The sequence below is a fragment of the Maritalea porphyrae genome (assembly GCF_027213965.1).
GTDB classification, from domain to species: domain Bacteria; phylum Pseudomonadota; class Alphaproteobacteria; order Rhizobiales; family Devosiaceae; genus Maritalea; species Maritalea porphyrae_A.
Map to the genome: position 1 here is coordinate 205,148 of NZ_JAPWGX010000005.1, position 12,088 is coordinate 217,235.

Genomic DNA, 12,088 nt, shown 5'->3' on the forward strand with positions numbered 1-12,088 from the left:
CCGATCAGCCGGCGCGCTTCAATGTGCGATCAGCAAATGCTTCAATAACTTCGTGTGGGGCTCCAGTTGGTCGTCCAAAATAGTAACCTTGCAATATATCGCACCCCGCCAATTGCAGAGCCTGCACCTGGCTTTGGGTTTCCACCCCTTCAGCAACAACTTGCAACCTTAGCGATTTTGATAGGCCGACAACACAATGCACCACCGCGTCGTCCGCCTTGCCCAAATGAAAGTTGGAAACGAAGGCCCGGTCAATCTTTAGCTTTGTCAAAGGAATACGTGTCAGATAACTTAGCGATGAGTAGCCAGTCCCAAAATCATCCATGGCGATCCCCACGCCTAGCGAACGCAATTCATCTAATGTGTGCCGCACTTGGCTTGTATCGTAAACGAAAACGCCCTCGGTAATTTCCAGCACCAAGCGCTCGGGCGCCAATCCACTTTGATGTAGAACGCGTTGAACACAAAGCACAATCTGCGCATCACGCAGCTGCAGTGGTGAAAGATTAACGGCAATTGTCAAGCCTCCCTCCCATTTTGCCGCTTCTTCGCACGCAGTGCTTAGGGCCCACTGACCCAATCTATGAATCAGACCGCTTTGCTCAGCAATACCAACAAATTCCTCAGGGTTTATGGCCCCAAGCTCAGGGTGTGTCCAACGCGCGAGGGCTTCAAACCCAAGCAATTCACCAGAACATGCATCCACTTGAGGCTGATAGTGCAAATGCAATTGGTCAAGTTCTAGCGCCTGCCGCAGGTCCCTCTCAAGACGTGCTTTATGCCTCATTTCTTGTTCTAGCGCTGTGCTGAAAACGGTAAATCCCGAACGCCCATTGTCTTTAGCGTCATATAGGGCCAAGTCGCTGCGCTTTAGCAAAAGCTGTTCATCATCTCCATGCATTGGAAATGCAAGAGCACCAATGGACACACTGGCCAAAATATGACTTTGCTCCACCTCTATCGGGTGCTCCATTGCTTCGACCAGTTGACCGCAAATGTCCGACAATTGGCAAAACTCAAAATCTTGGGAAAGAATGACGACAAACTCATCACCAGACAGCCTAAAGACACTATTTTGCGCACCCAAATTTTCCACCAATCGGCGGCCAATTGCATTGAGAACCGCGTCCCCCGCGCTATGCCCATATAAATCGTTTATCGCTTTGAATTTATCCACATCAATGCTCAAAAGCCCAAATTCTTTATCGCCATTTTGTCCGCGCAGCTCGTCGACAATTCGGGGCAAATCCATGTGGAATTTGCGGCGGTTGGGCAACCCTGTTAAAGGGTCAAAAAACGCCAATCGTATCGCTTCGCGTTCTGCCTTTCGACGCTGCCGCCCCCAATAGAACAGGGTCACCATCACCACCAGCGCCAGAAAAGCCAAAATCCCGGCTGTCAGAAAACTGGTAAACTGCACACCACGTTCCATAACCCCTTCAATATTGTGGCGTTCCACTTCAATGCTCACCACGCCACGTGGCCCATTGAACCGGGTCAAAGGGATAACGACAACCTGAGAGGGTTTACCCAATTTGACGCGGTGCTCCAATGGAAATACCACCGTGATGTTTTGGCTCATCGCCTTTTTGACAACGCTTGCAAATTGTTGATTGTCCAAGGAGCGCAGTTGCGGGCGACCGCCAGCAATAAACAATTCACCAAATTTGGTAAAAACCGCATAGCCAGTAATATTGCCAAAATGCTCGAGCGACTGAAATTCGATCGGGCGAAATAGATCCACTTCACTGGAGCCCTCGCCACGTTGTTGCAATAAAAATGCTGCAAGGTTGTCCCCAACACTGGCTTTAAAGGGGATCGGCTCGCCGGGCAATTCAAACTGACTTTGCATCGAAACCAGCCAATCACGGGCCAACAATCGCGCATCCAAACCCGACAATTGCTGGACGATCCCTGGCGCCATAAATGCAGATGCAAACACAAGCGAAGTAAATGCAGCCAATAAAAACACTAAAGACGCAACAAAACCAAAGCGGCTCATAAAACCCCGAGAACTCAAAATATCCGAGCTCAAGTAGACCACGCAATTATGACAGTTGTGCAACAACCGCGTGTGGTCCGCTACGTCAACTTATTGTTATTTAAAGATATAACCTAGCCATCTTCGGTCTGTCGACCTCACATTTCCGCCTCAAAAAACCTAAATACGGCCAAGGCCGCGACCGCACCAATCAGTTGTGCGAGGATGAAAGGCAGCACAGATAACGGGGCAATTCCCGCAAAACTATTCGAAAGTGCACGGGCCACGGTAACCGCTGGATTTGCAAATGAAGTGCTGGCGGTGAACCAATATGCCGCTGTAATGTATAATCCCACGGCCATTGCAATGGCGTCGCGCTTGAACTTCACCACCAAAAAAATCGTGAGGACCAACCCAAAGGTCGCAACAAATTCTGAGAACCATTGCCCCGCACCAAAGCGTGCCTTGTGAGAGATTTGCAGGACTTGTTCTGCGAACATCAAATGAGCGCACAAAACACCAAATATGCCACCAACAAGTTGGGCTGCCACATAAGGCAGGCCGTCGACCCTTTTCATGTTCCCATTTAGGATCATGGCAAGGGTCACAGCGGGATTAAAATGCGCCCCAGATATTGGGCCAAACATTGTGATCAACACCACCAAAACGGCCCCGGTTGGAATTGTGTTGCCCAACAAAGCAATTCCAACATTTCCGCCTGAAATGCGTTCGGCCATTATGCCCGAGCCCACAACCGTCGCCAGAAGAAAGGCTGTTCCCAAGAACTCCGAAACCAAAACCTGCCTTCGACTAAACATTGGCATTTTCCATTTGCCCAATTTGGGACAATGCGCGCTGAAATGAGGCGTCCCGCACGTGATAATCAAGTGCCAACAGCCCCATAATACGCAACTTCATTTGGGCGTAGGTTTTGGCAAACGCCACCCGCTTGTCCTCATCGTCGCCATCAACAGCAGCCGGATCTTCAACTCCCCAATGTGCTTGCATCGGATGGCCCGGCCAGATCGGGCAAGCCTCACTTGCCGCGCTATCACAAACCGTAAGCACAATATCAATAGGTGTTGCGTCAGCATCCAAAAACTCGTTCCAGCTTTTCGACCGCACGCCCTCAACACTGTTTCCATTCTTGCGCAACACTTCAAGCGCGAAAGCATTGGGTGCGCCTGTGGGCTGTGAACCAGCAGAAAAAACCGCAAATTCCTCTCCACCCAGATCCGCCATCAGTTTTTCAGCAATGATCGAACGGGCTGAATTGCCCGTGCACAAAAACAATATCCCAATTGGTCGATCCGTCATTTCACGCCCTCAAACTCTAGTGTTAAGGCGCTCTAATGGGATTAGGTTACAGTTTAATGACAACCAATGGCAGACGGTTTAAACATCCCTCGCCCGATACCCAAGGCCAAGACCATCACGAACTTTTAAGGCAATGTCCTTGAGTTGATCCTCGCTAAGGTCGCCGGTAACGGAAAAAGCGATTTGTTCATTTAACCATACGCAAGTCGTCACATCCTCACCGTGGATGAACCAATATCCAGTTTCGCCAAGCTTTTGTTTGTGAGCTTGTACATAGATCGAAATACGCCCGGCATCCGCTGTTTCATAAGTCATCAGCGCAGCCGGTGCGCCCCCTTGCCCCACCAGTCGAGCCCCCACGAATTGCAGCGCATTCGCTTTCAAGTCTGGAATGACAACATCAACACCAACTCGTTTTTTCAGCCAACCGGTTGCGACATCTAGATTTCCTTGGTCAAACTCGCCGGGCCGATTGGCGTCGATCGCAAATATCTCGTGCGCCTCATTGGCCCAGGCCGCTACCTGCGACTGGTATTTTACCGCGCCAAACGGCAGTTGAGACAAGCTCAGTCCGCCGCCGAACCCAATCGCGAGCAACAAACAAGCGGCCACCGCATAGCGGGTGAGTTGCTGCCAACGATCATTGTCATTGCTGGTCTGCCTATTTGAACCATCACGTCCAGCTTGTTCTTCATCATCCCCAAGCGCAAAAGCCTGTTTCAACGCATCGTCATTGTCACGCCAATCAGCAACACGCGCCGCCTCAGACGGATTTTGCGCAAGATATGCCTCAACTTTTTGAGTTTCGCTAGCCGACAATTCGCCATCAACATAGGCGACCAAAAGATCATCAGAAATCTTCATCTTTTTTCACCCTTGAACTGATGTTCCCCATTCATTAATGCGCGCAAATGGTCGCGCGCCCGCGCTAAGCGCGACATCACCGTGCCCTTTTGTACGTTCAAAACTTGCGCTGCTTCTTTGTAACTGAGCCCCTCAACAGCCACCAGCATCAATATCTCTTGGTGTTCTTTGGACAAGAGCTGCATCGCTGTGCGAACATCCTTCAATTCTGCTACGGCAAGTTGTTGTGGTGGCTCTACAATTCGTTCTAATTCATCGCTATTTGCAATTGGACGTTTTTGAACAATCTGATTGCGATGCAAATTGTGCATGATTTTAAACAGCCACGCCCTTGGGTTCGATGGCTGACGAAAGAGTGACTTCTTTCTGATCGCGCGTTCCAAGCAATCTTGTACCAAGTCGTCGGCATGTTCAGGCGCAGCCGTCAAGGTCCGCGCAAAGCGTTTAAGCGCAGGAATATGGTCTGCAAACTGCTCTTCCATCCGAAAACTCAAACTCAATAGTCTCCTTAAATGCCCCGCCATTTATCGGCGGGGCATCTTGCGTTCAATTAGGCGCAAACGTCAATCAGCGCCTCTTCAGGAAAATTGAGTTAGGGTTTGACCACATGCCAAACACCACCCACGCCATCTCCAGAAACATCGCCTGGTTCACTATCACCAACCCACAAATAGAGCGGCTGCCCCTTAAATGCCCAGATTTTCGTGCCGTCTTTGCGCTCAACGACAGAATAGTCGCCCTCATGCACATCCATATCCGCAAAGAGCGGTGGCCATTTTTCAGCACAGGTATCATAGCAGTTCGAAACGCCCGCTTCGTCCTTATCAAACGTATAAAGCGTCATATTGTTCTTGTCCGTAAGCACCTTGCCCAATTCAGTGTCGAACTGCTGCACCGGAATATGACCGGCAGCGAAAACGACGCCACCGGCAACAAATGCCACGACGGCAGCACCTGATATTTTTGAAAAAAATGACATGTTGATCTCCCATAAATTGCTTCAATACATAAACAACAAGCTGGGACAGCTTTTATTCCCAAGAAATATAAATAAATTATCCGAGACGTGAAAAAACCAGCCAGGCATGGGCGTTGTGTGCCGCCAAAAACACACCCGCGAGACCAAAAAAAACAGAGCTGCGCCAAGGAATACGATCATCAATTGGTCGCGACCCGATCAGTCCAATGCCAATAATCCAGATGATTGGCGTGTAAGCCGGGGCCAAAAATCCAATCGCGCTGGTTGCCCAGGCGCCTGAGGGATCCGCCACAATCGCCCATTGGCAACCAATATAGAGCGACAAACCAACGGCATAAACAAATAGGCCAACACGTTGAGTGGAAGTCCGCCATTCGAGCAACATAACCACTGACAGGGCGATAACGCCAAAGCGACTTACATTCTCAACCAACCCAAGCAACGGCGGAATATCGCGCCAAAACTCTTCGGGTTGATAGGCCGCCCCAAGGTTTGGCCAAAACGCAAAACTAGCCACTAGTGGCGGCACCCACAGCCAAATACAACTCCGAAGCCATCGTGAAAAATGTCCCATGCAGACCTCCATCTAAACACTGCTTAGATTAGGCGTGGTTTAAGAACCTTGATCACGGTCAACCAAAACAAAAAATGGCGGGCTCAAGAGCCCGCCAAGTTCATCATCAAAGGGATGGTTCAAGTTAGTTCTTCAGATAAGTTGCACCGTTGGCAGTTTCCACAGCCGCGCGGAATTGATCCAGCAAAGCTACACCTTCGGCACCAAGCGCTTCTTCAACATGCGCCACAACAGCTGGTTGTGCTGCATCTTTAAAGGCTTGTCGATCCTCAGCGGTTAGAGCTGTCACTTCAATTTTGTCCATCAACCCAGCAAGACCACGGTCTGATGCTTCAATGATCCGGCTAATGCCACGGCTGGCCGTTACACAAGACTTAGCGGCATAGTTCACCACGCGCTGCTCACTTGGGGTCAGGCTATTCCAGAAAGAATCTGAAATCATGAATGTATAGGGCGAAAACAAGTGGTTCGTTAGGGTCATATATTGCTGAACTTCAGCAAAGTTCGCAAAGGCGATAATTGGAACAGGGTTCATTTGCCCATCAATCACGCCAGTTTGCAGACCTGAATAAACTTCACCCCATGACAATGGATAGGCTTCGCCACCCAGCGCTTGAATAATTTTTTGGTGCGAAGGCAAAGTCATTGTGCGCACCCGAACACCCTCGAAATCCGCTAGTGTTTTAATTGGACGCTTTGAGTTGGTAACGGCGAAGAACCCACCAGTGTCTGGGAAGCCCAAAACTTTGGTGTTTGGAATTGTTGCTTCAATGTCTGCTGCTAAAGCCGAACCAAATGGTCCATCGAAAACATCATAAGTTGCCGCGTTGTGATCAAATGCGAACGCCAAGTTCAACACGTCAATGCGTGGGTAATAGGATGAAAGCGCGCCCGTTGAAGTCAATGTTGCTTGGATCACATTGTCTTGCAAAAACTGCACATGCTCAGCGGCCGAACCCAATTGGTTTGAAGGGAAAACTTCAACCTTAACCGAGCCATTTGTGTCCGCCTCAACAATGTTTGCAAATACTGCGGTACAAGCATGGGCAGGATTTTCAAACGGATCAGTTTTGTTATCGTGCGCAAATTTGAGCACTTTTGTATCCGCAAATGCGCCCGTTGCCGACATGATAATGGCTGCACTAAGCGACAGGCCCATTCCTAGTTTTTTAAGTCCCATAACTCTTCTCCCTGGTTGGACTATGTGGGTCAAACAAATCAGATGGCGTGACCCCAACGCCGATAAACAGCCTTATGCGAACCCCAATAATCGGGGCACGAACAGCGCCAAATCTTCAAAGAAAGCAAAAACAAAAAGCACCAAGACTTCCGCCAAAAGGAACGGCCAAAGTTTTGCAGCGATCCGTTCTAGGGGTTCTCCGGTGACCGAAGACAAAACGAACAAACACGCACCCACCGGCGGCGTCATCAATGAGATATTAAGCGCCAACACAAAGATGATCCCCGCATGGATCGGCTCTAATCCAATCGAGGCGGTAAGCGGCACAAGAACTGGAGCTAGAATGATCAGAATTGCGGTGATATCCATCACCATGCCAATCGCCAGCAGAAGACCAATGATCAGGGCAATGATGACATAGCGGTTGTCAGAAACCGAAAGGATCTGCGTCGCGACCATTTGTGGGATTTGATTAAAGCTTAACCACCAACCAACGATTGAAGCAAAGGCGATAATCACAAAGATCACGCCTGTAACCCGCGCAGTGCGAATAAGCATTTGAATGAGATCATTCACCCCAATCTTTCGGTAAACAAACACCCCAATGAACAAGGCATAACCAACAGCAATCGCCGCCGCTTCTGTTGGCGTAACAATGCCACCCAAAATGCCGCCCAAGATTATGACGGGCATAATCAAAGCCAAAATCGAGTGTTTGAACGTCGCCCAAATTTGGGGCAGGCGCGCCCGCTCTTCGGCTTGCGGCAAATTATTTGCCCGTGCGCCAATGGCAATAACGCCCATGCAAACCGCGCAAATGATCAGCCCCGGTAAAATACCGGCCGCAAACAAACCACCGATGGAAACCCCCATCAAAGAGCCATAGACAACCATCAATCCAGATGGAGGAATGGTGGGGCCAATGATTGAGCCAGCGGCCGTTACCGCGCAGGCATAGTCGCGGTCATAACCTTCTTTAACCATGGCGGGCACCAAGGTTTTACCGAAAGCCGCTGCGTCTGCCGTTGCAGCGCCCGTTAGTCCCGCAAAGAAAACGGAGGCCAGCATATTGGTGTGCGCCAAACCGCCACGGAAATGACCCACAAGCACCTGTGCAAGCGACACCAACCGATTGGTGATGCCCGTATGGTTCATGATTTCGCCAGCCAAAATGAAAAATGGCATGGCCAAGAACGGGAAGATATTTAGCCCATTGAACATTTTGCCTGGACCGAGCGCAAAAAAGTTTTCACCCCCGATTTGAAACAGACCAATGACACCAGCAACACCCAATGCGAAACCGATGGGCAACCCAAGAACAACAAATGCGACAAATGCAAGGGCGACAATCATTCTGCCATCCCCGTAACTGAAGGGGTGATTAATTCACCACGATCACGCAACGCCACCAGCAATGTTTGAATGGCGCATATCGCACCAGCAACTGGGATGGCCGCAAAGGGAAACAGCAAGGTCATGCCAAAGATCATCGCCTGCCGGTTGCCGCCAGTTTGGGCAAAGCCGATGCCATACCAAAACACATAGAAAAACAAAGCAAAGGTAACCAAGTCCAAACTCAACACCACCACTCGGCGCAAACTTTCTGGGAACTTTGAAATCAAGCCTTGAAGGCCAATATGCTCGCGCCGTGCGATGCCCGCCGAGATCGCCAACATAGCGGCCCAAATCATCAAGTACCTTGCCAACGCTTCAGGCCAAGGCAGTTGCCAATGGAAAATGTAGCGATCAATAACGCCAATCCAAACATCAAGCACAAGCAAGAGCATTAACAGCGCAACAATGCGCTCAACGACCCAATTCAACCTTGCGCTTAGCACCCCCGCCAATTCTGACAAATTCGTTCTCCCCAAACAAATCTAAATGTAGTAAAACTACAAATATTCAATGAATTATTGCTTGTAAAGCGAATTTTATGTAGCTTGGCAAAAGAAATTCGAAATTTTATGCACGAGATCGCGAATCGTGCACTTATGAAGCTGGAAAATTACTTCGTGGCAATTGGCCGACGCAAATCGATAAAAATCGAAGCTAGAACCTTGTTTTAGGTGCCATTTTGGGGGAACAACATGTCGACCGCTTTAGACATCATTTCACAGATCCGCCAAAATGATGGCAGCTACAATGCGCGTGAACAGCAGGTTGCAAGCTTCATCCTTAAGAACCTTGAAACCGTCTCGGATATGTCTTTGGCCGCCCTAGCAAGCGCATGCGATGTGTCTGAACCCACGGTCATTCGGTTTTGTCGCACGTTGGGGTGTACCGGGTTTAGGGATTTCAAAATTCGACTGGCCCAAAATGTTGCGGTGTCGCTGCAATATTTGGATACGCCAGACGCTAAGGACGAACCGCCCAAGAACCTTGTGGACCAAGTGTTTCAAACCCTTTATGTCACTGCCAACATCGCCCGCTCTCAGCTGCAAGAAGAGCCCATCAAGCAGGCCGCAGCCTATATCAACAATGCTGAAAAGCTGATTTTTTGTGGTGTTGGCGGCGGGTCAACAACGGTGGCTTTTGACGCCGCGAACCGTTTTTTCCGTCTAGGCTTTCCCGCCATCGCTGTTTCCGACGCCTATTTGCAGCGCATGCACGCCGCAACTCTGAGCGAACGAGACGCCATGGTGTTCATTTCTGCCACCGGTTTGCCGCGCTCAAACATTGATAGCGCCAATGTCGCCCGCCAATATGGGGCGAAGACCATTGCCTTGACCAAACAAGGTTCCCCCCTGGCCAATGCTTGCGACCTGACCATTGGCTTAAGCCTGCCCGAGGACCCCGATATCTATAAGCCCACCGCTTCTCGGCTCGTCTTTTTGGCTACAATCGATATCATTGCTGCTACCGTGGCCCGGCAACGCCCCGAGCAATCCAAAGAGAATCTACGCCGGATCCGCGCAAGCCTGACCGCTTTACATGGCGACACTGGACCGCAACCGGTTGGCGACTAAAAAAGGCACCCTTGGGGCTAACCAAAGGTGCCTTCTTAGCGTTCAAATTGGGAGGCAAATTGCCCGCTAATTCTATTCGGCCGCGTCCGTACCTACAATGCCGCGTTCAACTTGCTCGCGCTCAATCGATTCAAACAAAGCGCGGAAGTTGCCCTCGCCAAACCCTTCATCACCTTTGCGTTGGATGAACTCGAAGAAAATCGGTCCGATCACGGTTTTTGAGAAGATCTGCAACAAAATCTTCGTCATACCGCCATTCAGCACACCTTCACCATCAATCAAAATGCCGTGCTTCATCATCCGATCAAGCGGCTCATCGTGGCCATTTACCCGGTCATGAGACATTTCATAATAGGTTTTTGGTGGACCCGGCATGAACTTAAGTTCGTTCTCAGCCAACTTGTCTGTGCTGTCATAAATATGGTCACAACCAACCGCGATATGCTGAATGCCTTCGCCTTTGTATTTTTTCAAATACTCTTCGATTTGGCTCGTATCATCTTTTGACTCATTCAGTGGAATACGGATTTTGCCACAAGGCGATGTGATCGCGCGGCTAACAAGACCCGTATATTTTCCGTCGATATCAAAAAAGTGGATCTGCTCGAAATTGAACAAATTGCGGTAGAAATCCCACCATTTGTCCATATTCCCCCGAAACACATTGTGTGTCAGGTGATCCAGATAATAGAAACCAACCCCTTCAGGACGCGGGTTGGCTTCTGCGAGCCAATCATAATCCGCATCATAGGCTGACCCCTTTTCCCCATAGGTATCGATAAAATAAAGCAACGACCCGCCAATGCCCAAAATTGCTGGTGCATCAATGCATTTGTCGTCGCCCGTATAAGGCTCTGCGCCATTTTTAATCGCATGCTCAAATGCATGTTTTGCGTCGACAACGCGCCACGCCATTGAAGGCGCACATGGACCATGCATTTCAACGAAGCGGCCGCCAAAGCTGTCTTTTTCGCCGTTCAAGATGTAATTCACATCCCCTTGCCGCCACAAAGAAATATTCTTTGATTTATGCGTCGCAACTTTTGTGTACCCCATTTTGGTAAAAAGCTCTTCAAGCTTTTCGGGCTCATGGCTGGCAAATTCTACAAATTCAAAACCGTCTGTACCCGCTGGGTTGCTTTCAGTGATTGTTGCAACCGGTGCGTCGTGAGGAAATGGACCCATTTCAAACTCTCCCTATCAATATCTGTGAACCCAATTATGACGCAAAACCCGCGCAAGAGGCTTGCAAAATTTCACATATTCAGCAAAATTACGCACAATACACGCATCAAACAGAAAAAACATGCACAATATGGACACACTTGATCGATTTGACCGTGCAATCCTCGCACTTTTGCAAGATGATGCGAGACTGACCAACAATGAACTTTCAGAACAAGTAAACCTTTCCGCCTCTCAATGTTCGCGTCGACGCTCCCGTTTGGAAGATGAAGGGTTGATCGCCGGGTACTATGCCAAACTAGACCGCGAAAAGGTCGGACTGGGTATCGTCACCATCATCAATGTGACCCTCGCAACCCACAACCCCAACAATTCAAAACGCTTTGCCGCCCTCATTTCAAACCTGCCCGAAGTGCAAGAAGCCCACGCGCTGACCGGTGAAATGGATTATTTTATCAAGGTGGTTGCCAAAGACCTCAACGGGTTGCGCGAATTCGTCAACGATGTGCTATTGCCACACGAGTCAGTGCAAAACGTAAAAACATCAATCGTGTTGGAAACGCTCAAGGATACATCGAGCTTGCCATTGGGCTAAGCCCCTCCGGATTTCACTTTCTCCTTTTTCACGCCGCCGTCGGCCCTTTCAGGGCCTTCCCCGGCACCCCCGCCTGTTGGTGCCCTACACCAATATTGTGCAATCCATTTGCCAAATCACTCAGCTGTCATCCCGCATTTAGTGCGGGATCTAGGCGAGAATATCCACATGCAACAGCGCACTTGATTTGCTCCAGTCTGGATCCCTGCCTGCGCAGGGATGACCGTGGTGACTTGTGGTGAGCATTTCAACGCACCATTTCCCTCCCCCCTGGTGGGGAGGGATTAAGGGTGGGGGGATGGCTTTATCACTAAGGCTCTGCCCCCAAACACCAACATCTCCGCCATGTTTCCATGCGAAGGGACAATAATGCGACGCGCGAGACAGTGAATGGCTCTGTTAAGCGCTAGAAGAATATGTGTAGAGACAATTCAATGTCTCGCGCCA

General features: G+C 49.7%; 13 protein-coding genes. 2 read left to right on the forward strand and 11 right to left on the reverse strand.

Annotation, left to right across the window (positions count from 1 at the left end):
• Window positions 1-4: 4 nt before the first annotated feature.
• The 10 genes from O4H47_RS15755 to O4H47_RS15800 form a co-directional block, all read right to left on the reverse strand.
• Window positions 5-2,002, reverse strand: a complete 1,998-nt coding sequence (locus O4H47_RS15755) for a putative bifunctional diguanylate cyclase/phosphodiesterase (RefSeq protein ID WP_269394968.1) — start codon at window positions 2,000-2,002, stop codon at window positions 5-7.
• A 137-nt stretch (window positions 2,003-2,139) separates the two neighbouring features.
• Window positions 2,140-2,805: an MIP/aquaporin family protein gene (locus tag O4H47_RS15760; protein ID WP_269394969.1), complete on the reverse strand. Its 666-nt coding sequence runs from the start codon at window positions 2,803-2,805 to the stop codon at window positions 2,140-2,142.
• A complete protein-coding gene (locus tag O4H47_RS15765) occupies window positions 2,792-3,298 on the reverse strand; it encodes an arsenate reductase ArsC (protein WP_269394970.1) in 507 nt (168 codons plus the stop codon). The genes O4H47_RS15760 and O4H47_RS15765 overlap by 14 nt, the downstream gene beginning before the upstream one ends.
• Before the next feature lie 78 nt (window positions 3,299-3,376).
• On the reverse strand, window positions 3,377-4,162 hold the full coding sequence (locus tag O4H47_RS15770; protein WP_269394971.1) for an anti-sigma factor: 786 nt from the start codon (window positions 4,160-4,162) through the stop codon (window positions 3,377-3,379).
• Complete coding sequence (locus tag O4H47_RS15775; RefSeq protein ID WP_269394972.1) at window positions 4,159-4,662, reverse strand: RNA polymerase sigma factor; 504 nt, start codon at window positions 4,660-4,662, stop codon at window positions 4,159-4,161. Before O4H47_RS15775 ends, O4H47_RS15770 begins: the two co-directional genes overlap by 4 nt.
• A 92-nt stretch (window positions 4,663-4,754) precedes the next feature.
• On the reverse strand, window positions 4,755-5,141 hold the full coding sequence (locus O4H47_RS15780) for a hypothetical protein (RefSeq protein WP_269394973.1): 387 nt from the start codon (window positions 5,139-5,141) through the stop codon (window positions 4,755-4,757).
• A gap of 76 nt (window positions 5,142-5,217) precedes the next feature.
• Window positions 5,218-5,658 (reverse strand): hypothetical protein, encoded by a 441-nt coding sequence (locus O4H47_RS15785; RefSeq protein WP_269394974.1) that lies wholly within the window; start codon window positions 5,656-5,658, stop codon window positions 5,218-5,220.
• A 181-nt stretch (window positions 5,659-5,839) separates the two neighbouring features.
• Window positions 5,840-6,895 (reverse strand): DctP family TRAP transporter solute-binding subunit, encoded by a 1,056-nt coding sequence (locus O4H47_RS15790; protein ID WP_269394975.1) that lies wholly within the window; start codon window positions 6,893-6,895, stop codon window positions 5,840-5,842.
• 72 nt (window positions 6,896-6,967) lie between these two features.
• Entirely contained in the window at window positions 6,968-8,248 is a 1,281-nt protein-coding gene (locus tag O4H47_RS15795) for a TRAP transporter large permease (RefSeq protein ID WP_269394976.1), read from the reverse strand.
• Window positions 8,245-8,751, reverse strand: a complete 507-nt coding sequence (locus O4H47_RS15800; RefSeq protein ID WP_269394977.1) for a TRAP transporter small permease — start codon at window positions 8,749-8,751, stop codon at window positions 8,245-8,247. The genes O4H47_RS15795 and O4H47_RS15800 overlap by 4 nt, the downstream gene beginning before the upstream one ends.
• Before the next feature lie 231 nt (window positions 8,752-8,982).
• Between O4H47_RS15800 and O4H47_RS15805 the strand changes: the two genes are divergently transcribed.
• Complete coding sequence (locus tag O4H47_RS15805) at window positions 8,983-9,861, forward strand: MurR/RpiR family transcriptional regulator (protein WP_269394978.1); 879 nt, start codon at window positions 8,983-8,985, stop codon at window positions 9,859-9,861.
• A 72-nt stretch (window positions 9,862-9,933) separates the two neighbouring features.
• On the opposite strand, the gene hppD is transcribed toward O4H47_RS15805, so the two are convergent.
• Window positions 9,934-11,046 (reverse strand): 4-hydroxyphenylpyruvate dioxygenase, encoded by a 1,113-nt coding sequence (hppD, locus tag O4H47_RS15810; protein ID WP_269394979.1) that lies wholly within the window; start codon window positions 11,044-11,046, stop codon window positions 9,934-9,936.
• 130 nt (window positions 11,047-11,176) lie between these two features.
• Between hppD and O4H47_RS15815 the strand changes: the two genes are divergently transcribed.
• On the forward strand, window positions 11,177-11,641 hold the full coding sequence (locus tag O4H47_RS15815) for an Lrp/AsnC family transcriptional regulator (protein WP_269394988.1): 465 nt from the start codon (window positions 11,177-11,179) through the stop codon (window positions 11,639-11,641).
• Window positions 11,642-12,088: the final 447 nt, after the last annotated feature.

Excerpts from the sequence above, each read along its gene's own strand:
- O4H47_RS15755 (WP_269394968.1), bottom strand. The coding sequence starts at position 2,002 with ATGAGCCGCTTTGGTTTTGTTGCGTCTTTAGTGTTTTTATTGGCTGCA.
- O4H47_RS15760 (WP_269394969.1), bottom strand. The coding sequence starts at position 2,805 with ATGCCAATGTTTAGTCGAAGGCAGGTTTTGGTTTCGGAGTTCTTGGGA.
- O4H47_RS15765 (WP_269394970.1), bottom strand. The coding sequence starts at position 3,298 with ATGACGGATCGACCAATTGGGATATTGTTTTTGTGCACGGGCAATTCA.
- O4H47_RS15770 (WP_269394971.1), bottom strand. The coding sequence starts at position 4,162 with ATGAAGATTTCTGATGATCTTTTGGTCGCCTATGTTGATGGCGAATTG.
- O4H47_RS15780 (WP_269394973.1), bottom strand. The coding sequence starts at position 5,141 with ATGTCATTTTTTTCAAAAATATCAGGTGCTGCCGTCGTGGCATTTGTT.
- O4H47_RS15790 (WP_269394975.1), bottom strand. The coding sequence starts at position 6,895 with ATGGGACTTAAAAAACTAGGAATGGGCCTGTCGCTTAGTGCAGCCATT.
- O4H47_RS15795 (WP_269394976.1), bottom strand. The coding sequence starts at position 8,248 with ATGATTGTCGCCCTTGCATTTGTCGCATTTGTTGTTCTTGGGTTGCCC.
- O4H47_RS15805 (WP_269394978.1), top strand. The coding sequence starts at position 8,983 with ATGTCGACCGCTTTAGACATCATTTCACAGATCCGCCAAAATGATGGC.
- hppD (WP_269394979.1), bottom strand. The coding sequence starts at position 11,046 with ATGGGTCCATTTCCTCACGACGCACCGGTTGCAACAATCACTGAAAGC.
- O4H47_RS15815 (WP_269394988.1), top strand. The coding sequence starts at position 11,177 with ATGGACACACTTGATCGATTTGACCGTGCAATCCTCGCACTTTTGCAA.